Here is a 21,201-nt window from a genome sequence, read left to right as displayed (position 1 = left end):
ATGGAGCGGATGACGGGCCCCGACGCCCTCATGCTGAACATGGAGACGCCGAGCACGCCGATGCACACGCTCAAGGTCGCGGTGCTCGACACCTCGCGTCGCGGTCGTGTCGTGACTCTTGCCGAACTGCGCGAGGTGTTGCCTGGTTATCTGGGCAGATTCCCGCGTGCGACGCAGCGTCTCGAGTATCTCTCGGGTTATGGCGCGCGTCCGTTCTGGGTGCGCGACAAGGACTTCGACATCGACGCACACCTCGACGAGATGGTTCTCGAGGCCCCCGGCGGGCGGAACGAACTCGACGCGGTGCTCGCCGACCTCGCCGTCCGCAAACTCGATCGCACACAACCACTCTGGGCACTCACGCTCGTGCACGGCCTCGCCGACGGTCGGCAGGCCGTGGTGATCCGGGTGCATCATGCGGTGGCCGACGGGTTGGCCGCCCTCAACACGTTCATGGCGGCAACCAGCCTGCCGGGTCAACAGGTGACGCCGGCCCCGATCGGCTCGCTGAACAGCGGGCACGACGCGCGTGGACTGTTTCGAGCGGCCCGATCCGAGTCGTGGAAGCTGCTGCGCGGGGTGCCGACGGTCGTCGGCGACTTCGCTCGTGCCGCGCACGTCAAACGGAACGCCACGGGCCGTGGCCGCATCCCGAAACCACTGACCGTGCGACGCAACAGCTTCAACGCGCGCAGCGGGGCGCAGCGGGTGTGTGCCAGTGGCGACATCCCCCTGGCATCGGTGCAACGCGTTGCGCTGGCCACCGACACCACGGTGAACGGTGCGCTGCACGGAATCATCGCAGGCGCCAAGCGTGCCGAACTGCTGGCCCGCGGTGAGGAACCGGGAATCTCGGTCACCGTCTTCGGCGTGTGCAAGGATCTCGCGTCCACCCGAACCGAAGGCAATGAGATCGCCACGGCCGCAGCCTATCTCCGTACCGATCTGGCCGATCCCGTCGAGCGGGTGGTCGAGACCGCCGCGAGCTGCGAGGCAACCGTGCGTCGTCGGCGAGACCTGGGATTCGACCTGACCGCCAAGGTCGCCACCTACACCGGACGACTCGGGCCGGTGTTCCGCGCGGTCGCCGCGCACCGGGCTCCGCTGGTGATGAACAACATCACCACCGCCAACATGCCGGGACCCCGTGAGACACGGTGGGTCGGCGACATCGAGGTCGTCGACTGGATCTCCTTCGCGTTGGCGATCGCCCCGGCCGACGTGAATCTGACCGCCTACAGCTATGCGGGCCGAATCTCGATGGGGCTGATCGCCACTCCGGAATCCATGCCCGAACCCGCCGAGTTCATCGACCGCGTCCGAGAGTCACTGGCCGAGGTGGAAACCGCGCTCGGCATCGGCGATCGTGAACCGGTCGCAACGCAGGACGTCGGGTGACCGACTGGGAGTCCGCGTTCGCCCGCGTCGGCCTCTTCGCCGGCGTGCTGCCCCGTGCAGTGGGCAGCGCCCGCAACGCCGGTCAGGGCGATGCGCCGGCTGGTATCCCGCCGGCAGGATGCGGGCCGCGCGCGGTCGGCGAGACCGCCATCGACGAATTCTTCATCGCGGTCAACTCGGTGATCCGCGACATCCCGGCGCTGTCCGATGTCGAGGATGCGGTACAGCGCTGCGAGGCGGTCGCCGACGACTTCGCCGCCGCGGGCACGGTCGGGATGAACACCGAGCCGACTGCGCCGCGGATCTTGTCGCGGCGTCGACGAGTGTTCGGCACCACGGGTTTTCATCACATCGACTACCGGGTCGACGCGGCCGTTCCGTCGTCTGTCGCCGGAGTGGACCCCTACCGTGATGGGGTGGCCTCGGTGCGCGTGCTGACCCGGGGCCGCAGCGGACGACGCTGGCTGATCTGGGTGCACGGCGCCGCGCAGGGCCGCGCCGACGACCTGTACGCCTTCCGTGCTGCGCACCTGCACAAGAACCTCGGCTATGACGTCGTGTTCCCGGTGCTGCCCGCGCACGGTTCGCGGCGCGTCGAGCAGGTTGCCTACCCCGGATTCGATCCGCTGCGCAACGTGGTGATGACGATGCGCGCAGTCGCCGAGATCCGTTCGCTGATCACGTGGATCGACACGCACGATCCGGCCGACATCACCATTGCCGGAACCTCACTGGGCGGCCCCATCGCGTCGCTGGTCGCTTCGCTCGATCCGCGGGTCAGCTCGGTGCTCGCGGTCGTGCCGATGCTCGACATGCACGCCACTCTGGCCCACCACATGGCCCGCGGCGGATCCAAGGGCAAGGCGCTCGCGCGACTCATGAACTCCGACGCGGTGCGCGCCGTCTCGTCGGTCATCGACCCACTGTCGGTGGAACCCTTTGCGGCGCCGGGCCGTCGGATGGTGGTCGCCGCGCTCAACGATCGCGTGACGTCGGTGACCGCCGCGCAACGCCTGTACGACCACTGGGGTGGACACGTGCACTGGTACCCGGGAAGTCATGTCGGACACGCCATCTCCGGTGACATCCGGCGAGCGACCGATGCGTTTCTCGCTGATCAAGCCGATGTCCCTCCGGTCCCTGAGGTGCGAGCTTGCGAGCCTCGAAGGGCCTGGTGAGGTGCCACCCTTCCGCTGCCTGAGGTGCGAGGAGCGCTAGCGACGAGCCTCGAAGGCTTGGTGACGTTCGCTCGTTGGTCGCCGAATTCGTTTGTCTCACCAGCCCTTCGAGGCTATCGGCTAGCGCCTCGAGCACCTCAGGGAGCGGTGGGGTTGCGGCGCGCGACGGGGTGAGTGATGGCTCAGGGCACGAGATCCGGATTCGCGTCGGCGAGGATCTCGTCGCGGTCGTCGGCGAGGACGAACCCGCCGGCGATGGCGGCTTCGGTGGCGTCGCGGTAGTGACGGTCATATTTGTCGCGGGTGCCGTACCGGGCGGCCAGCAGGTCGCTGGGAACCGTTGTGGTGGAACCGAAGAGCAGACAGATCCGGGACACCGGATCTGCCACCACGCCGCTCAAGACCTGGGTGGGCGCATCGACACACGGCGTGCGAACCCCGCCGACAACATTACCGATCTCGTCGGTCACAAAGACGGGTTCGGCGTCGGGGGAGTGCTCGAGGGTGAGTGGCTCGCCTGCCGGCGGTGTGGTGCCGTCGGCGACCCAGCCGTGCAGATGACGTAGCGCCGCACGCAACACGAAACGCTGCTGACCACGGTTGACCGGAGTCGGGCAGCCGAGCATCTCCTCGTACGGGCCGATCTGATGCAGATCCGCGTGCGCCGCACCCGCGACCTCCCAGGTGCGTACCCGATCGGTATCCGGTTGCCGGGCACAGTGATAGCGGAAGTTGGTGAGCAGATCCGTCTCGGTCTGCACCGTGAACACCGGTACCGCGAGGTCGTCGCGGACCGGAGCGGGTTCGCCGGTGAAGGCCAATTCGATGTCGCTCGGCGCACCCACCTCGCCGAGTGGTAACCCCGACACCGAGCGGCTGTGGATGAGGTAGCCGTCGTATACCTGATGGTCGCCGGCGAATCGGTTGACGTAGGTGGTCAACGCCATCGCGGACTGCGATTCACCCACGGCCAGCGTGCGTGTCACCGACAACCCGGCCAGTGGGTGCGCGTCGTCGGAGGGCAGACCCAGCACCTCGCCGATGGCGCCGAAGATGTCGAAGCAATAGGCGTCGCCAGGGTGCCGCAGCATGCCGTAGCGCGCGGAGTCCTTGGCAGCGAGACTCTGTGGGCCCGGTTGCCCGAGATCACCGACCGAACCCGCGCCACCCTCGATGCCGGTGTACTGCGCCGACACCCCGACCCACGCGAAGCCGCCGCGAACGAGTTCCTCTGCGAGATAGGTGTATTCGGGTGCCGCATCGTTTCCGCTGCTCACGTTGAGCCATTCGACGACGAGCGTGCCGGTGAAGCTTTCGGCCGATACGGGGCGTCGAACGAGGATTCGGGTCACGAACTCGGCGGGATCGGCGTCGCCGTTCGCCGTGACCCCACGGACGATGCCGTTGACCGCATACTCGGTCTCGACGTAACCGTGGGCATCGAGGTCCGGTCCGGGGGTGGCGCTCAGCAGCGAACACCCGTTGCCGCCGGCCAATTCTCGAAACAGCACCGTCACCCCTGTGCTTCGCGGGCCTGCGCCTTACGGTGCTTCTTGATGACCTCGCCGAACATCATGTTCATCTTGGTTCCGGTGGGCCATCCCACGTAGTAGCAGAGGAACAGGGCGATCTCCTCGAGTTGCTCGGGGGTGAGCTCCTCATTGCCCAGGGCTGCGCCCGCCTGGATCTCGGCGACATCGACCTGACCGCCTGCGGCAAGCGCTCCGAGAAGGAGTAGACGCCGATCGCGCATCGACAGACCCTCGCGGGTCCACACCTCGGCGAACAACTGGTCGGCGGTGTGCGCGAAATGCAATCCGGGACCGTCGGACATCTCCCAGCCATAGACCTTCGACATCATGTCGACGCCCCGCTTGCGCTGTTCGGTACCTTCGCCCCCGACTGCCGTTCCTGACGTCATGACGGATCTCCTTCCTTGTGTGGCACTCCGAGTCCCGCGGCGAGATCGCGCAGGGCGATCGCGCCGAGGGGGAGTTCCACGTCGAGCTTATCGCCGAGTTCCAGCGCCAGGGACAGATCCTTCTCACCCAGCGCGCGGACATGGGTGAACACGCCGTACCAGAAGTCGTCGTCGGCGATCGGTGCGGTGCTGTCGCGCAACATGATTGCCCCGGCGCCGCCGGTGATGGCGTCGGTGTGGCGAACCACCTTGCCCAGCTTGGCGATGTCGATGCCGGCCGCCTCGGCCAACCGCGCCGCCTCGGTGGTCGCGGTGAACGAGATGAAATGCAGGAGGTTGCGGGCGAGCTTCATCTTGGTCCCGGCGCCGACCTCCTCACCGGCGTGCACGATCATCTCGGCCGCCAGCGAGAACGGTTCCTTGAGCTTGAGATAGGACTCGCGGTCGCCCCCGACCATGATCGCAAGCCGTCCCTGCTCGGCGCCCGGTGCGCCACCCGAGATCGGTGCGTCGAGCAGCACGACGCCCTTGCCCGCACAGGTTGCGGCCAAGTCAGTTGCGGTGTCGGGGGAGATCGTCGAATGCACGGTGATGATGGTGCCGGGCTTCGCCGAGTCGAGGAGCCCACCTTCTCCCGCGACGACCGTACGGACCTGTTCGTCGTTGACGACGCAGATCCCGACGATGTCCGAGTCGGCGGCCAACTCGGCCAGCGAATCCACCGCGCGGGCACCTTGATCCACCACCTTGGCGACGGCGTCGGGTGCGAGGTCGAACACCGCGAGACCGCCGGACCACTTGGCCAGCCGGCCCGCCATCGGTCCACCGATGTTGCCGAGCCCGACGTAGCCGAGACGAAGGTCGCTCATGACCGGATGACCTGGCCGCCGTCGACGTTGAAGATCTGGCCAGTGATCCAGTTGGCCTCATCCGAGAGCAGGAACTTGCACATGCCCACCAGATCTTCGGGCTGTCCGAAACGCTTGAGCGGCAAACCGTTCACGATGTCCTGGACCATCTCCTTGGGGGTGGTGGTCCGGGTGGCCTCGGTGTCGATCGGCCCCGGTGCGATGGCGTTGACCCGGATGTTCTGTCCGCCCAGTTCGGTGGCGAGCTGCTGGGTGAGTCCGTTGATACCCACCTTCGCCAGACCGTAGAAACCGCTGTACAGCCAAGCAGCAGTGGAAGACTGGTTGACGATGGCGCCGCCATCCTTCATGTGCGGGTAGATCGCGCGGGTCACGTTGAGTGCACCGTCGAGGTTCACGCTCATGAACTTCTTGTAGTAGTCCCACGGCACCGTGATGAGGAAGTCGAGCTTCATGCCGCCGTAGATGGCGGCGTTGTTCACCAGACCGTGGATGGTGCCGTACGTGTCGACCGTTGCCGTCGCAAGCGCCTGCGCGGAAGCCTCGTCGGAGACATCGGTACTGACATAGAGCCCACCGATGTCGGCAGCCACCTGCTTGCCCTTCTCGTCGGCCAGATCGGCGACGACGACGTTGGCGCCCTCGTCGGCCAGCCCACGCGCGTAGGCCTCACCGATCCCACCGGCGGCACCGGTCACGATGATGGTCTTGTTCTCGAAACGTCCTGTGGTCATGGAGTGCTTTCTTGTTGTGGGGTTGCGTGGTGGTCTCGACGCGACGCCTCGCCCAGGGGCTCGGTGTCGGCTCGACCAGCGTGGTGGGTGGGGTGATTGCTAAGCGGGGCGGGCGACGGCCTTGGTCTCGAGGTATTCCTCGAAACCGGCGACACCCATCTCGCGGCCGATGCCGGATTGCTTGTAGCCGCCGAACGGGACGTCGGCCGAGTACCAGATGCCGCCGTTGATGCCCATGGTCCCGGTGCGAACACCGTTGACCACCTTGTTGATTCGGTCTTCGTCGGTGCCGTAGACCATGCCTGATAGTCCGTAGGGGGAGTCGTTGGCGATGCGGATCGCGTCGTCGTCGCCGTCGTGGGGGATGATCACCAGCACCGGCCCGAAGATCTCCTCCTGGGCGACGCGCGCGGAGTTGTCGAGACCCGAGATCAGAGTGGGCTCGACGAAGAATCCCTTCTCCTTGTCGGCGGGACGGCCGCCGCCGATTTCGATGGTGCCGCCCTCTTCCTTCGCGAGCGCGATGTAGGACTCGACGCGCTCGCGCTGGACCGCCGAGATGAGCGGACCGCAAATGGTGCCGCCGTCGGTGGGATCACCGGCAGGCAAGCCCGCCAGGGCATCTCGGGTTGCCGTGATGGCGTCGTCGAGCTTCTCGCGCGGAACCACCAGACGCGTGGTGATCGCGCAGCCCTGGCCGGCATGGGTGACCACCGCGAAGGCGGCCATCGCGCAGGCCCCGCCGAGATCGGCGTCGTCGAGGACGATGAACGCCGACTTGCCGCCGAGTTCCAGGAAGACCTTCTTCAGTGACTCCGACGCGGCGGCCATCACCTTCTTGCCCGTCGCCGTCGACCCGGTGAAGGACACGATGTCCACTCGGGGATCGGTCGACAACTGTGCGCCGACGGCGTGGTCGCTGGAGGTCACGATGTTGATGACGCCGGGCGGGAAGTCGGTCTCCTCGGCGATCACCTTGCCGACGAGAGCGGCGGCCCACGGGGTGTCGGGTGCGGGTTTGAGCACCACGGTGCAGCCGGCGGCCAGTGCCGGACCGATCTTGGCGAAGTTGATCTGATGAGGAAAGTTCCACGGGGTGATCGCACCGACGACCCCCACGGCCTCGCGTCGGATCTCGCGATGATTCTTCAGGCCCATCGGCTTGGCGTTGCCGAGGTCCTCGGTCCAGGCGAAGTTGTCGGCGAGATCGGCGAAGTAGCCCAGATCGTTGACGGGACCCTCGAACTGCGGCCCACCGGTGAGGAAGGCCGGGCACCCGATCTCCTCGGTGGCCAGCGCCCGGAACTCGTCGGCGTGCCCGAGCAGGGCGTCGCGCAACTGGCGGAGGCACCGCGCACGCAGCGCGTGATCGCGCGACCAGTCGGTGTTGTCGAAGGCGTTGCGTGCTGCGGCGATCGCCGCGGACATGTCGTCGGCGGTGCCGTCTGCGGCCTGGCCGATGACCTCTTCGGTTGCCGGGTTGACGATGTCGAAGACACCACCCTGGCCTGGGGTTAGTTTGCCGTCGATCAACAGATCCGACGCGGATGCGGGGCGTAGTGCCATGGTCTGGGCTCCCATAGTGACTGAACTACCATCTGGACAGGTGTCTGGACTCGTGATCAAACCTAGTGTAGCCTCGCTCACATGTCCAGTCCCGTATCTCAGGAATCCACTCGTCGGCGCCTGACACAGCAGCAGGCGGAGACGGTCACCAAGCTCACCGATGCAGCCGTCGACATCCTCAACCAGGACGGATTCGACGGACTCACCGTCCGGTCGGTGGCCAAGTTGGCCGGGGTGGCGCCCGCGACCGCCTACACCTACTTCTCGTCGAAGAGCCACCTGGTGGCGGAGGTGTTCTGGCGCCGACTGTCTGCCGGGGTCTCCGAGCCGGACCCCACCGCGACCCATACCGAGCGCGTCGCGCAGGTGCTGCGCGAGGTGTCGATGGTGGTGGCCGGCGAAGGGCAACTCGGCGGTGCGGTGACCATGGCGCTGCTGGGCACCGACCCCGACGTCGAGCACCTGCGCCTCCGCATCGGTGGGTTCATCCGCGTACGGCTGGCCGAAGCACTCGAAGTGGACCCGGAGAATCCTGGCCCGCTGCTCGACGCGCTGGAAATGATCTACGCCGGCGGCCTCGTGCACGCCGGCATGGGGCACATGACCTACGAGCAGACTTCCGAACGTCTTGTCGCAGCCGCACATCTACTGATGGAGAAGTGATGACCGAGATCACCCTCGGGACCGACGGGATGGAGAAACGCCTCCCGTTCGATCCCTATGCCTATGACTTCCACGAGGATCCGTATCCGACCTACCTTCGGCTACGCAACGAAGCGCCGGTGTACTACAACGCCGACATGGACTTCTGGGCGTTGGCGCGCCACGAAGATGTGCGGGCCGGTTTCCGCGACACGGTGCGCCTGTCGAACAGCTGGGGCGTGTCGATGGATCCGTCGTCCTACGGTCCCGACGCACACAAGTCGATGTCGTTTCTCGCGATGGACGATCCCAAGCACATGCGTATTCGCAAGCTGGTGTCCAAGGGGTTCACGCCGCGCCGCGTCAACGAGCTCTCCGAACGCATCGAGCAACTGACGCAGCAGCATTGGAATATCTGCCTCGAGAAGGGCGAGTTCGACTACGTCGCAGACTTTGCCGGTCTGCTGCCGATGGATGTGGTCTCGGAGTTGCTCGGAGTGCCGGTTGCCGACCGCGCGCATCTACGGCACCAGTCGGATCTGTTGCTACACCGCGAAGAGGGTGTCCTCGACATCCCGGAAGCCGCGATCTATGCGTATCTCGAACTGCACAAGTACTATTCGGCGCTGATTGCCGACCGGCGCAAGAACCCGGGCGAGGATCTGGTGTCGGCGCTGATCGAGGCCGAGATCAAGGACGACGAGACCGGCGAGAACACCAAGCTGACCGAGGACGAGATCGTCGGCTTCATGGTGCTGATGGTGGTGGCCGGGAACGAGACGACCACCAAACTGCTTGCCAACGCGCTGTATTGGGGCTGGCAGAATCCCGATGAACTCGCCAAGGTGCTCGCCGATCAGGCTCTCGTGCCGGACTGGACCGAGGAGACGCTGCGCTATGACAACTCGACTCAGATGGTGCTGCGACGCGTCGTTCAGGATGCGCCCTACGGCGATCTCGTGATTCCCGAGGGGCATCGTGTGCTCCTGCTCGTCGGCTCGGCCAACCGCGATGAAGATGTCTTCGGTGCCGACGCCGACCGCTATCAGATCGGGCGGGACTGCAGCCAGGCCCTGATGAGTTTCGGTATGGGCGCACACTTCTGCCTCGGTGCGCATCTCGCCCGGCTTGAGTCCAACGTCGGCCTCGCCGAGGTGGTCAAGACAATCAAATCGGTCGACATCGACATCGAGAACGCGGTGCGCGTGCATTCGGTGAACGTACGTGGGTTTGCGGAGCTTCCGGTGAAAGTGCAGGTGCGCTGATGGCCTACATTCCTCATCCCGACCGTCGTCCGGTCCTGGTCGCCGGCGCGTCGTCGGGTATCGGCGCCGCGACGGCCGAATGGCTTGCCGCAGCCGGATATCCGGTTGCGCTGGCGGCCCGTCGGGTGGAGAAGCTGCAGGAGTTGGCAGACAAGATCACCGCCAACGGTGGTGAGGCAGTGGCGGTTCCGCTCGATGTGACCGACGAGCAGTCCGTGCTCGATTGTGTCGCCAAGGCGGAAGCCGCACTCGGCTCCTTGGAGATCGTGGTGGCGGGCGCCGGCGACCTGGCCGTGGGCCTCTCCTACGACACGTTGCCCGAGGAATTCGCCGCGCAGATCAACATCCACCTCACCGGCGCCTACCGCATCTACCGGGCCGTGATCGGTGGCATGATCGACCGCACGCGTGGCGATTTCGTGTTCATCGGTTCCGACGTCGCCATTCGTCCGCGTCCGTGGTCGTCGGCGTATGTCGCCGCGAAGTCGGGGATCGACGGACTGGTCGCGACCATCCAACTCGAACTCGAGGGCACCGGAGTGCGCGCGGGGGTGGTTCGTCCGGGTCAGACCCTGACCGGGATGGGTATGAACCTCGACCCCAAGGACACCGAGGACATGCTCAACGACTGGATCAAACACGGGCTGGCCCGACACGGCAATTTCCTTGCACCAGAACATATTGCGCAAGCCGTTGTCGCGATGGTCACGATGCCCCGGGGTGCGCACATGCGTTCCGTCGAGGTCGAGGCCGAAGGCGCCATTCCGCGAGCGAAACGCGAACAGAAAACCCAGGATTCGACAACACCGAACGGAGCCGGCTCATGACCGCACTCACCAAGCCCAAACGTGTCTCCGGCGGTGACGGAGAACACGGCCACCTCGACGAGCTGGCGACCGACCCGATCTCGCTGTTTTGGCGGGTCCGGGAGGAATGCGGCGACGTCGGCCAGTTCCAGCTCGCCGACCGCGAAGTAATCCTCGTCTCCGGCGCGCTGGCCAACGAGGAGTTCTTCCGTGCGCCCGAGGAAGACCTCGACCAGGCCGCCGCCTATCCGTTCATGACTCCGGTGTTCGGCGAGGGCGTGGTGTTCGACGCCAGCCCGGAGGAGCGGTCCAAGGCGATTCACAACTCGGCCCTCAAGGGCCCGCACATGAAGCAGCACGCGGTCACCATCCCCAACGAGGTGGAACGCATCATCGCCGGCTGGGGCGACGAAGGTGAGATCGACCTGCTGGAGTTCTTCGGTGAGCTGACTCTGTACACGTCGTCGGCCTGCCTGATCGGCCGGAAGTTCCGCGAACAGCTCAACAAGCATGTGTCCGAGCTGTTCCACGACTTGGAGAAGGGCACCGACCCTATCGCCTATGTCGACATGCACGCCGACATCGAGAGCTTCCGCAAGCGCGATTCCGCGCGCGCCGAGCTCGTCGAGTTCATCCAGGGCGTGATGGACGAGCGGGTCGCGAATCCTGTTGAAGACAAAGAAGATCGCGATCTGATGGACATCCTGATCCAGGTCGGGTTCGATGCCAACACCATCACCGGCATGTTCATCTCGATGATGTTCGCGGGCCATCACACCACGCAGGGAACGGCGGCGTGGACACTGATCGAATTGCTGCGCAACCCCGACTACATGAAGCGGGTCTACGACGAACTCGACGAGATCTACGGTGACACACCGGCCGGCGAACGACCGGAGTACACGTTTGCCCACACCAGGCAGATGCCGCTGCTCGAGAACGCGCTCAAGGAGGCTCTGCGACTGCACCCTCCGTTGATCATCCTGATGCGCTTGGTACAGCACGACTTTCACATCGAGGACTTCGAGGTGAAGGCAGGCCAGACCATCGCTGTCTCGCCGGCGGTGTCCAACCGGCTGCCCGAGGACTTCCCGAATCCGGACTCCTTCGATCCCGACCGTTACGTGAAGCCGCGCCAAGAGGATCTGGTGAACCGGTGGACGTGGATTCCGTTCGGTGCCGGCCGGCACCGTTGTGTGGGTGCACAATTCGCGATCATGCAGCTCAAGGCGATCTTCTCGGTGCTCTTCCAGAACTACGAGTTCGAGATGCTCCAGCCGTCGGAGTCCTACCGAAACGACCACTCCAAGATGGTCGTTCAGCTCCAGCAGCCGTGCCGCGTGAAGTATCGTCGTCGTACCGACGCTCCCGCAGGTGCAGGAGCATGACGGCCATGCGCATCGAGGTCGATCTCGACATCTGCCAAGGACACGGTATGTGCGAGATGGAGGCCCCCGACGTCTTCGAGGCACATTCCGACCACGTGGAGATCCTCAACGACCATCCCGACGAAAGTCAGCGCGAGGAGGTCGAGGCAGGCGTGCACTACTGCCCGACCCAGGCCTTGCGAATCATCGAGAACGAATGAAGTGGAGTGACAATGCCTTTTGATCGTGCCGAACTGGAAGAGATGAAAGAGCGCTGGCTCGCGGCCAACATCGAGGCCGAGAAGGCCGGCGACTGGAAACCGTTGGCGGAGTTCTACACCGAGGACGCCACCTACGGGTGGAACTACGGTCCGGACAAGGACTTCATGGCCGTCGGTCGGGACGAGATCCGCGATATCGCACTCGGCCAGGAAATGGAAGGCCTCGAAGGTTGGGAGTATCCCTACCAGGAATGGGTCATCGACGACCAGACCGGATCCATGATCGGCCTGTGGAAGCAGGTGTACGAGGGCAAGCGTGAGGACGGAACCCAATACGCGCTCGAAGGTATCCAGGGAAGCTGGTTCAAGTACGGCGGCAACTTCCAGTTCTCGTGGCAGCGAGACTTTTTCGACTATGGAAACGTATCGGCACTGTTCATCGAGATGCTGAAGAACAACGCGATGAGCGACGGCATGCTCAAGCGGATCGAGAAGGCCACCGGCGATCAGCCCGGCTGGTATCCGTTCGGCAAGGCGCCCGTCGCGTTCTGGTGACCTGACGTGACTCAAACAGCCCCGACCTACCCAGGTCTGAGTCAACCTCAGCTCGCCACCCTGGTGCCCGAGCTCCTGCTCTCGGGTCAGATGATCGACCGCAGCGGCATGGCCCATCTCATCAGCGCCTTCGGACGGGATGTGATGGGTCAGGTGGCCATCGAGGAGTGGATGGCCGCGAGCCCGGTGTACACCTACCGCATGCGCGCGGCGCTGGGTATCGACGGTGACGGCGTGGAGGACATGTTCAAATGCCTCCAGCTCGACATCGGTGCGCCGCCGCAGTTCATGGATTTCCGCTACGAGATCGAGGACCGCTACCACGGCTCGTTCGTGCTGAATCACTGTGGCGCGCTGATGGACGTCGAGCCGATGGGCGACGACTACGTGACCACCATGTGTCACGACATCGAGGACCCGACCTTCGACGCCACCGCGATCGCGACCAACCGTCGTGCGCGTATTCGCCCGATCCATCGTCCGCCGCGGCGGCCGGCGGATCGACATCCGCACTGCGCGTGGACGGTGACCATAGAACCGGATCGCGACGAACTGCCGTTGCCGGCCGACGCCGTCGACATGTTCACGACCCAAGCGGGTTCGGTGGCCCTGTCGCCGATCGACGAGTCGGCCACGGACGGTTTCGTCGACTACCGGGGTCCGTTGTTCGAGGACATCCAGTTCCGTGAGTGGTCGCATACGGCCTTGGTCCGGATCGCCGAAGAGGTTGCCTTGCAACATCAATTGCTGGCTCTCGGATTCCTGTGGAGTGTTCGGCGCCAGGCCGAGACCGAGGAACAGGCGCGGGAGATCTACGGTAAGCAGCTCACCGGGATCGCCGGCCTGGCCGCCGACCGGCTACGGCAGGCACTGGATCTGCCGCGCGACGCCGCCGGTCTCGCGTCGGTCATAGCCCTGCATCCGTGCCTCGGGCCCGTTCAGTACACGGGTGTCACAGTCCGGGCCGATGGCGACGACGTGGTGGTCACCATTCCGTCTTCGTCGGCCGCGGTGGACGACGGTGGCTGGCTCAGCCTGATCGACAGTGACCATCTGGAACCGCTGCAGGCGATCGCGACCGCCGTCGACGAGCACTGGGAGATCGCCGACTCCACGCAGACCGACGCCGGACTCGAGGTGCGCTTCCGTGTAGGGGAGCGTGCGCACAAGGAGTCTGGTGAGGTGGCCATCGCACGTTTCAGTTCCGGCTCGACGTTCGAGTTCACCGATCGTGGACGGTCGATACCCATCACGCCCGTGGGCAGTTCGGCCTGATGCCGGGCGGTGAGGGGAGACCACCGGTGACCGCCCGACTGTCCGGGCGGGTGGCCATCGTGTCCGGCGCCACCCGCGGGATCGGTCTGGCCGTCGCGTATGCGCTGTCGGGGCAGGGTGTTTCGCTGGTCGTCAACGGCCGGGACAAGAGTGCGGTCGACGACACGGTGGCCGAGATCCGCGGTGGTGGCGGGTATGCGGTCGGGGTCTGCGGATCCGCGGGCGATGACGGTGTCGCACAACAGATGGTCGACACCGCGCTCTCGGAGTTCGGGGCGCTCGACATCGCCATCAACTGTGCCGGCATTGCCGAACCGGCCGGATCGACGATCCTCACCATCGACACCGCAGACTTCCGCGAGCAGATCGACGCCCACCTGATGAGCGCCTTCCACATCACGCAGGCAGCGGGCCGGGTGTTCGCCGAACAACGGTCGGGGTCCATCGTGCTCACCGGATCGGCCGCTTCCCTCGGATTATTCGGCGGCAGTGGCTATCCGGCGGCCAAGGGTGGCGTGAACGCATTGGCGCTCGCGGCCAACTCCGACCTCGCACCACACGGGGTGCGGATCAATGTCGTGATGCCGGGGGCGAAATCGCGATTGTCCAGTGGCGACGATTACGTGCGCCACATCGAGAGTCTGCACGAGCGAGGCATCCTCGACGAACTCACTCGTGACGCCGCGCTCGACCCGGCACCGCCCGAGTACGTCGCACCGCTGTACACCTTCCTTGCCGGCGACGCGGCCGACCACATCTCCGGCCAGATCTTCAGCGCATCAGGCGGATTCATCGGCAGATTCGAACCGCAACAGGCCAGCTTCGTCGCCTACCGCGACCACCAGGACAGCGCGCCGTACAGCCTCGAGGAACTGGCCGAGTTGCTCGGGTGACGTGCGTCGATCAGGCATCGCACAACCGACTCCTTCCGCTCCCTGAGGTGCTCGAGGCGCCAGCCGAGAGCCTCGAAGGGCTGGTGAGACAACGAATGTCATCTCACCAGGGGGGCTTCGAGGCTCGCTTCGCTCGCACCTCAGCCATCGGTAGAAAAGCCGCTCGCAAGCTCGCTCCTCAGGGCAATGCCTCAGCCGGCGGAAGGCGACTCCTTGGCCTCAGTACGGTTGCGCTTGCGCTCCAGCCAGAATCGGGCACCATCGGCGATGGCGTCGGTGACCGGGCGTGGGTGCCAGCTCAGTTCGGTCTCAGCCTTCGCGTGGCTCATCTGCGACATGTGGTGCATCAACCGGACGGTGTCGATCTTCAGGCGCTGCGAGCGGCCGGTGATCCGAGCGCGGGCGGTGCCGACCGCGCCGGCTCCGTACAACGCGGCCTTGCCCAGCACGAGGCGCGGTGGGGGTACGTCGGCCGCTCGAGCTGCGGTGGTGATCACCTCGCCGAGATCGATGAAACGCTCGGACACGATGTAGCGTTCGCCCGGTCGTCCCCGATCGGCGGCGGAAGTCAACGCCGTGGCGGCGTCGTCCACGGCGACGGCCTCGGCCTTCATGCCACGAACTCCGAAGGGCATCTTGCCCAATGCGGCCGCCGCCACGAATGACCCGTGTGGAGTGGGCTGCCAGTCGCCTGAGCCATAGGTGTTGGAGACACATGCTGCCACGACCGGAACTCGGCCGTCGTGGGCATAGCCGAGGGCCAGCCGTTCGCCGGCAACGCGCGATCTGACGTAGTCGGTCGCGGAGTCGTCCCAGTTGAAGTCGTCTGTCTCATCGACGATCCGGCCGGGATGACGACCGATCGTCGCCATGGTGCTCGTATAGGTGAAGGAATCGAGTCCGGATGTGGTGGCCACGTCGAGAACGTTGCGAATGGCCTCGACGTTGGTGCGGAACAGCGGAGCCGGGTCCGAGAGCCATGCTCGGGTATCGACCGCGCAGTAGAAGACAGTGCGGCAGCCCTGCATTGCGCTCCTGATCGAGGAGGTGTCGAACAGATCGCCGGTCACGTGCTCGAAGTCGAGATCCGCGAGTCCGCGCAGATCGCTTGTCGGCCTCGTGAACACGCGGACGTCGGAACCGTCAGCCAACAACTGTCGGACCAGATGCGACCCGAGAAATCCGTTGCCACCGATGACGAGCTTCATCGGCTCGCCACCAGGTCGTCGATCGCCGTTGCGCTGCGATGCAGCATTGTCTCGAACATCGTGTCGCCGCGCGGGGTCGGTTGGGCTGCCGCAGAGCCGAATACCACGATCAGCGGTCCCTGGATGAGGTTGGCGACGTAGTCGTCCCAGCATTCCTCGGGCGAGTATCCCGACACCCCGTGTGACAGGAGCGCGTCATGGTATGCGGCGACGATCCGGCGTTCGTGCGCACGTCGATCGTCGACCGTGAGGCTCGTGCTCAAGAGAAAGGCTATGTCGCGCAGTGGGTTACCGGAAACGATGGTCTGCCAGTCGATGATGGTGACGGTGTCGTCGGCGCCGAACAGGACGTTGTCGATGCGCAGGTCGCCGTGGACGAGGGCGACGCTGCGTTGCGGTGTGACCAGCCAGTCGCCCGCCTGCGCCACCAGCCACTCCACTGCGCCGTCGTCGATGCCGACCGGTGCGAATCGGTCGCGGTAGACCTGGGCCATCGGTTCGAGCACGGACTCCATGAGTGCCCGGTCGTCGTCGGTGGGCAGTGGGAAACGGTCGATGAGGTCGGCGTCGTTCCATCGTGGGCCGTGGAGGCCGGCGACCGCGATCGCCACCGATTCCGCCTGCGCCGGTGTGCATCCGGCGATCTGATCGCCCTGACGCGCGTCGGCCATGTCTTCAAGCAACAGCACGAACTCGGCGCCGGTAGGTGAGATGACCGAACCGAAGTGCCGTGGCACCGGCACCCGAAAGGTGCTCGCGAGGTCCTGGTAGAATCCGACCTCGTTGCGGAATGCTCCACAGGCGAAGTCACGCTGATCTTGTGGCCCGGTGGCCATCTTGGCGATCATGGTGTCGGGCAGCGTGGGGGAGGCCTCGGCGTAGGTCAGGCGGATCCGATACGACCCGGCCATCTGCCCAGTGCCCACCGGTTCGGCCGAGACCGACGTGACTTCGGCGTCATGGTCGGCGCTGCGCAGGATGTCGGTGAGCCGCTCGGCGGTGAGATCGTCTGCGGCGGTGGGTATCGCGCTCACGGAGTCATCCTTCCGGGATTCGTGGGCAGTTTTCGCGTCGTCTCCGGTCGGATCTGCCGGTAAGCGTCGACGACCGGCGTCAGTTCGGTCGGGGTCGCGCCGTGCAGGATCACCGAGTCGACGTCGAGATCGAATTGGGCAGCCACGGATCGTGCCGCACCATGGGCGTCGCCGATCGCCGAATCGGACACCCAGGCATCGGGGATGGCGTCGGCCAGCTCCGCGAGCTCGTCGACGGTCGCGGTCGCGTCGATCGGTCCGCGGGCGTTGGTGAAAGCCGCGGTGGCACGGACACGTTCGAGATCGGCATCCGACCAACCGTTCGCGGCCATCAGCGGGCCCGGGTAGCCCTGCAGATAGGTCGCCAACCGCCCGTATAGCCGGCGCATCCGGTCGTTTTCGTCGAGGTCGTCGGTGGCGGTGGCGAGGACCGACCAGATGCGGATCGACGCGGGGTCACGCCCGGCTCGCTGCGCGGCGGCGCGGACGTGGCCCACGGCGCGCCGAGTCGCATCGGCGCTCAGAAAGGTGTGCAGCACAACGCCATCGGCCATCTGACCGGCGAGCTCCAGGGTTCGACGACTCATCGTCACCAGCATGATCGGCGGTGGGGCGTCGAGCTTCACCCCGAGGTGCAGTAGCGGGTAGGAGCCGATCGGACCGTCGTGCCCGATCACCATCTCCCCAGACCACAAACGACGCAGTACCGCGGACATGTCGGAGAGTTGTGCACCGGTCACGTCGGGGATGCCGAGGATCTGCCACTGCGCGGCGATGCCTCGGCCCAGGCCGAGCGCGAATCTCCCCTGCGAGAGTTCACCCATCGTCGCGCCCATCGTTGCGGTGATGATGGGATGTCGCGTGTTGTGATTGGTTGCCGCGGTGGCGATTCCGAGTTGATCTGTCGCTGCTGCCAACGCGCCACACAGCGTCGGCGCATCCTTGATGTTGAACCGTTCGGAGACGAACGCGGTCCCCAGTCCGATCTCGTCGGCGATGCGCGCTTCGGCGACGAGCTCGGCCGGGGTCACCGGGTGGCGGGAGAGTGCGTAGTAGCCCAGTTCGGCCAGAGGTCCGGTCATGTCAGGCCGGATTGCCGGCAGTGACCGCCGAACGGTAAGTGCGCGAACGGGGTTCGCGGACCCACAGGGTGCCGTCGCCCGCGGTGACGCCCTCGGTCTTCAACGCACGTTTGAGGATCTTGTTGGTCGCGGTGGTGGGGAGGTCGTCGGCGATGCGGACAAAGCGCGGCCACGCCTTGGGGGACAGGTCGGCCTGGTCGGCGAGTTGCGCGGCGAAGTGGTCCGGATCGAAGTCGGCGTCGTCCTGCAGGACCACCGCAGCCATGATCGCGTCGCCGACGTGCTCGTCGGGGACAGCGTACACGGCCACACGGTTGATCTCGGGGATACGCAACAGGATTCGCTCGATCGGGCCGGCGGCCAGGTTCTCGCCGTCGACGCGCATCCAGTCGCCGGTACGTCCGGCGAGATAGATCCAGTCGTCGGCATCCTTGTACGCGAGGTCGCCGGACCAGTACTTGCCGTCGCGCAGGCGTTCCTGCGTCGCACCGGCGTCGTTGTAGTAGCCCATGAACATGCCGCCGCCGTCGATGTTGACGAGTTCGCCGATCGCCTCGTCGGCATTCGCCAGAGCGCCGTTGGCATCGAATTCTGCTCGCGGACACTCTATTCCGGTCGCGGAGTTGTACACCGCGACATTCGGGAAGCCCTTGCCGATCGACCCGTGCGGCGTGCCCGGTTCGCGGGTGATGATGATGGCGAGTTCGGTTGAGCCGAAGCCGTCCCAGACGGTGCAGCCGAAACGCCGGGAGAACTCGTCGATGTCGCGGTCGGTGGCCTCGTTACCGAATGCGACCCGCAGCGAGTTGTCGGCGTCGTCGGCCTGCTCGGGCGTGGCGAGGATGTAGGCGAGTGGTTTGCCGACGTAGTTCATGTAGGTGGCGTTGTACCGCCGGATGTCGGACAGGAAGGTCGACGCGGAGAACTTGGCGGGAGCCATCGCGGCGCCACCGCACAGTGCGACGCAGTAGCCGCCCATGAGTGCGGCCGAGTGGAACAGTGGCATCGACAGGTAACAGACGTCGCCGGGACCGACGCTGTACTTGTCCACCAGAACCGGGCCGGCGAACGGAATCATCATGTGCGCGAACTGAACCGGCTTGGGGTTGCCACTGGTGCCGGACGTGAAGATGAGCATGAAGGTGTCGGTCGCCGTCGGTATCGAATGCGGCGTCAGGTCTGTGGCATCGGCGAGCAGATCGGCCCACTGCGACGACGAGGTGTCGAAGATCGTGACATCGGGCAGGTCGAGGCCGTCGAGCAGCGGTCGATGCTCGGCGTCGGTGATCAGGATCTGACAATCCGCGCGCTTGATGTCGGCCGCGAGACCGTCGCCACGTCGGGTGTTGTTGACCCCGACCGTCACATAGCCGCCGAGCGCTCCCGCGGCAAGGGCGATGAGCATGTCCGGAGTGTTCCCCAGCAGTACGCCGACATGCATCGGCCGACCCGTGTCGGCAGCGGCAAGGACGGTTGCAGCCATGCGCTGGGCGTCGGCGATGTACTCGCGCCACGACCACGTGCCGCCGTCGTAGGTGATGGCGAGGTTGTCGTCGTCGGCGCGGGCATGGAGAAGCTGGGTGACTGTGTCGGCCATGCGGCCAAATCTAGAACGTGTTCTCGATTCGTGTGTACAGATTTCGAAAATTGTCTACTCGGCGGTGGTCACCGGCGAGTGAACGACCCCGAACCGGGAATGATCGTGAAGGTCTGCGTGCGCTTGCCCAGGATCGTGGTGGTGAACGAGATCCGTCCGAGCCCGGTCTTGATCGTGGCTCCGGGCATCGAACGCGGGCCGGCACACACTGGGAACACCTCGTCGCCCATCTTGCCGGTGCGGGTGTTTCGCCAGGTGACCGCCATCCGGGCGTCCTTGAGATTGGTACGACACGCATTGTCGGCGCGCGGAACCGCCGCGATCCGAGTCGCACCCTGGGGTGCCAGAGCGACACCCAGGGAGACGGCGAACACGTCGGTGATCCCCCGGTCGGAGACCGTGATGCCGGCGTTCGGGACCTGTTGGGCGGCGATGGGTGGTGGCTTGGGCGACGTTCGATCCGGCGCTGCGGACGCGACCGGAAGCGTGCACATCGTCAGCGCTCCGGCCGCCATGGTCGCGCCGGCGAGGATAAATCCCCTGAGTCTCATCTGTATCTCCTGTCACTTTGGCCACACTTGAGGCTCACGGTACTGGAGTGGCCTGCATCTCCTCAAGACCTCCTCGGTTCTCGGTGTGGACGCGCGTCCTGATAGATAACTCTCATGAGTCCGCTCCGCGAGCCGTTGGCCACCTTCCACGTCGGCCACCTCGAGCGTGCCGGCGACACCGGCGCGATCGCCGAACAGCAGTTGACCGCCCGTTTCGCCGACCATCGCGGGCGAATCGAATTGCCCGCTCTCGGCGTCCTGTTCGACCACCTCGGCGGCATCCCCTATCAGCTCGAGCAGTTCAAGTCGGGCGGCTTCACGATCCAGGCCCGTCTGTCCCTCTCGGCACTCGGCCACATCGACGTCGGCGACCGCCTGTCGTGCAGTGCCGACCTCGCCACGCACGACGACCAGTGGGGCGTCACCCGCGTCGAGATCCGCACGTCGACCGGCCGGGTGTGTTGCGTCGGCAGCGCCCGCAACACCGTCGTCGGACGATCCGCCGAGCTGCCGACATCGCTCGAAGACGAAGCAGGCGGCGACATTCCGGACTGTGCCGATGCCCACGGCGCACTGCTGCCGCTCGCCATCGAGCCGTCGTTGCCGGGACACGACATCGTCACGCAGTTGGCGTCGGGTGTGCGGTCACCCGGGCCGCTGGTCGAACTGCTGAACGGGGCGGTCGAGATCGAGGGCGAGGGTCGCGACACGGTTGTCAGGCTTCGGGTCCGGACCGAACCGTGGATGGGCAACATGTTCGGCACCATGCACGGCGGTGTCATCGCGACGATCGTCGGCCAGGCGGCCTCGCTCGCCGGGCAAGCACACACCGCCCCCGGCCAGGACTACACGCTGGCCGACCTCGCGGTCGGCTTCTACCGGTCACCAGCGGTGCACGGCGGGGATGTGGTCGCCGAGGTGGTGCCGATCAAACTCGGCCGCCGCATCGGCTCCTTCGAAGTCACCCTGACCTCGCACGACGGCGCGCTCCTCAGCCGCGGGACGGCCGACGTCCACTACTGCTGAGCGTTAACCTTGC

The 21,201-nt window shown here is 65.7% G+C and carries 21 protein-coding genes; 11 read left to right on the top strand and 10 right to left on the bottom strand.

What is annotated here, in order from left to right:
* Together ACWDTF_RS00705 and ACWDTF_RS00700 are read left to right on the top strand one after the other, a co-directional pair.
* The gene (locus ACWDTF_RS00705; protein ID WP_433256234.1) at nucleotides 1–1,398 is read left to right on the top strand and encodes a wax ester/triacylglycerol synthase domain-containing protein; all 1,398 of its coding nucleotides are present in this window, start codon (nucleotides 1–3) and stop codon (nucleotides 1,396–1,398) included.
* The gene (locus tag ACWDTF_RS00700; protein WP_240860744.1) at nucleotides 1,395–2,576 is read left to right on the top strand and encodes an alpha/beta fold hydrolase; all 1,182 of its coding nucleotides are present in this window, start codon (nucleotides 1,395–1,397) and stop codon (nucleotides 2,574–2,576) included. The genes ACWDTF_RS00705 and ACWDTF_RS00700 overlap by 4 nt, the downstream gene beginning before the upstream one ends.
* 182 nt (nucleotides 2,577–2,758) lie before the next feature.
* Here the strand turns inward: ACWDTF_RS00700 and ACWDTF_RS00695 are convergent, their stop codons facing one another.
* The 5 genes from ACWDTF_RS00695 to ACWDTF_RS00675 form a co-directional block, all read right to left on the bottom strand.
* The gene (locus ACWDTF_RS00695; protein WP_449753887.1) at nucleotides 2,759–4,087 is read right to left on the bottom strand and encodes an alpha/beta hydrolase domain-containing protein; all 1,329 of its coding nucleotides are present in this window, start codon (nucleotides 4,085–4,087) and stop codon (nucleotides 2,759–2,761) included.
* 2 nt (nucleotides 4,088–4,089) lie between these two features.
* A complete protein-coding gene (locus ACWDTF_RS00690; RefSeq protein WP_240860745.1) occupies nucleotides 4,090–4,497 on the bottom strand; it encodes a carboxymuconolactone decarboxylase family protein in 408 nt (135 codons plus the stop codon).
* The gene (locus tag ACWDTF_RS00685; protein WP_240860747.1) at nucleotides 4,494–5,366 is read right to left on the bottom strand and encodes an NAD(P)-dependent oxidoreductase; all 873 of its coding nucleotides are present in this window, start codon (nucleotides 5,364–5,366) and stop codon (nucleotides 4,494–4,496) included. Before ACWDTF_RS00685 ends, ACWDTF_RS00690 begins: the two co-directional genes overlap by 4 nt.
* Nucleotides 5,363–6,100, bottom strand: a complete 738-nt coding sequence (locus ACWDTF_RS00680) for an SDR family oxidoreductase (protein ID WP_240860750.1) — start codon at nucleotides 6,098–6,100, stop codon at nucleotides 5,363–5,365. Before ACWDTF_RS00680 ends, ACWDTF_RS00685 begins: the two co-directional genes overlap by 4 nt.
* A gap of 99 nt (nucleotides 6,101–6,199) precedes the next feature.
* Nucleotides 6,200–7,666, bottom strand: coding sequence for an aldehyde dehydrogenase (locus tag ACWDTF_RS00675; protein WP_355273903.1), 1,467 nt, complete (start codon nucleotides 7,664–7,666; stop codon nucleotides 6,200–6,202).
* Between the two features lie 81 nt (nucleotides 7,667–7,747).
* Here ACWDTF_RS00675 and ACWDTF_RS00670 point away from each other — a divergent pair, with 81 nt between their 5' ends.
* The 8 genes from ACWDTF_RS00670 to ACWDTF_RS00635 are packed head-to-tail and all read left to right on the top strand — an operon-like array spanning nucleotide 7,748 to nucleotide 14,690.
* On the top strand, nucleotides 7,748–8,329 hold the full coding sequence (locus ACWDTF_RS00670) for a TetR/AcrR family transcriptional regulator (protein ID WP_240860755.1): 582 nt from the start codon (nucleotides 7,748–7,750) through the stop codon (nucleotides 8,327–8,329).
* On the top strand, nucleotides 8,329–9,573 hold the full coding sequence (locus ACWDTF_RS00665) for a cytochrome P450 (RefSeq protein ID WP_240860757.1): 1,245 nt from the start codon (nucleotides 8,329–8,331) through the stop codon (nucleotides 9,571–9,573). The genes ACWDTF_RS00670 and ACWDTF_RS00665 overlap by 1 nt, the downstream gene beginning before the upstream one ends.
* Nucleotides 9,573–10,400, top strand: a complete 828-nt coding sequence (locus ACWDTF_RS00660; RefSeq protein WP_433256226.1) for an SDR family oxidoreductase — start codon at nucleotides 9,573–9,575, stop codon at nucleotides 10,398–10,400. Before ACWDTF_RS00665 ends, ACWDTF_RS00660 begins: the two co-directional genes overlap by 1 nt.
* A complete protein-coding gene (locus ACWDTF_RS00655) occupies nucleotides 10,397–11,767 on the top strand; it encodes a cytochrome P450 (protein ID WP_355273899.1) in 1,371 nt (456 codons plus the stop codon). Before ACWDTF_RS00660 ends, ACWDTF_RS00655 begins: the two co-directional genes overlap by 4 nt.
* Nucleotides 11,768–11,772: 5 nt before the next feature.
* Nucleotides 11,773–11,967, top strand: a complete 195-nt coding sequence (locus tag ACWDTF_RS00650) for a ferredoxin (RefSeq protein WP_240860805.1) — start codon at nucleotides 11,773–11,775, stop codon at nucleotides 11,965–11,967.
* Between the two features lie 12 nt (nucleotides 11,968–11,979).
* A complete protein-coding gene (locus tag ACWDTF_RS00645) occupies nucleotides 11,980–12,522 on the top strand; it encodes a nuclear transport factor 2 family protein (protein WP_240860764.1) in 543 nt (180 codons plus the stop codon).
* A gap of 6 nt (nucleotides 12,523–12,528) precedes the next feature.
* A complete protein-coding gene (locus tag ACWDTF_RS00640) occupies nucleotides 12,529–13,797 on the top strand; it encodes a hypothetical protein (RefSeq protein ID WP_355273896.1) in 1,269 nt (422 codons plus the stop codon).
* Nucleotides 13,797–14,690, top strand: coding sequence for an SDR family NAD(P)-dependent oxidoreductase (locus tag ACWDTF_RS00635; protein ID WP_240860768.1), 894 nt, complete (start codon nucleotides 13,797–13,799; stop codon nucleotides 14,688–14,690). The genes ACWDTF_RS00640 and ACWDTF_RS00635 overlap by 1 nt, the downstream gene beginning before the upstream one ends.
* 191 nt (nucleotides 14,691–14,881) lie before the next feature.
* On the opposite strand, the gene ACWDTF_RS00630 is transcribed toward ACWDTF_RS00635, so the two are convergent.
* From ACWDTF_RS00630 to ACWDTF_RS00610, 5 genes are all read right to left on the bottom strand, one after another.
* Complete coding sequence (locus tag ACWDTF_RS00630; RefSeq protein WP_449753839.1) at nucleotides 14,882–15,898, bottom strand: NAD-dependent epimerase/dehydratase family protein; 1,017 nt, start codon at nucleotides 15,896–15,898, stop codon at nucleotides 14,882–14,884.
* A complete protein-coding gene (locus ACWDTF_RS00625; RefSeq protein WP_449753838.1) occupies nucleotides 15,895–16,932 on the bottom strand; it encodes a phosphotransferase in 1,038 nt (345 codons plus the stop codon). The genes ACWDTF_RS00630 and ACWDTF_RS00625 overlap by 4 nt, the downstream gene beginning before the upstream one ends.
* Nucleotides 16,929–18,014, bottom strand: coding sequence for a TIGR03857 family LLM class F420-dependent oxidoreductase (locus ACWDTF_RS00620; RefSeq protein ID WP_449753837.1), 1,086 nt, complete (start codon nucleotides 18,012–18,014; stop codon nucleotides 16,929–16,931). The genes ACWDTF_RS00625 and ACWDTF_RS00620 overlap by 4 nt, the downstream gene beginning before the upstream one ends.
* 1 nt (nucleotide 18,015) lies before the next feature.
* Entirely contained in the window at nucleotides 18,016–19,611 is a 1,596-nt protein-coding gene (fadD1, locus tag ACWDTF_RS00615) for a fatty-acid--CoA ligase FadD1 (protein WP_240860772.1), read from the bottom strand.
* A gap of 68 nt (nucleotides 19,612–19,679) precedes the next feature.
* Nucleotides 19,680–20,162, bottom strand: coding sequence for a hypothetical protein (locus ACWDTF_RS00610; protein WP_240860773.1), 483 nt, complete (start codon nucleotides 20,160–20,162; stop codon nucleotides 19,680–19,682).
* Nucleotides 20,163–20,276: 114 nt separating this feature from the next.
* Between ACWDTF_RS00610 and ACWDTF_RS00605 the strand changes: the two genes are divergently transcribed.
* Nucleotides 20,277–21,188, top strand: a complete 912-nt coding sequence (locus ACWDTF_RS00605) for a PaaI family thioesterase (protein ID WP_355273881.1) — start codon at nucleotides 20,277–20,279, stop codon at nucleotides 21,186–21,188.
* Nucleotides 21,189–21,201 lie beyond the last annotated feature (13 nt).

The organism is Gordonia sp. NPDC003422 (genome assembly GCF_053588675.1).
This window is presented reverse-complemented; position numbering and strand designations above follow the sequence as displayed.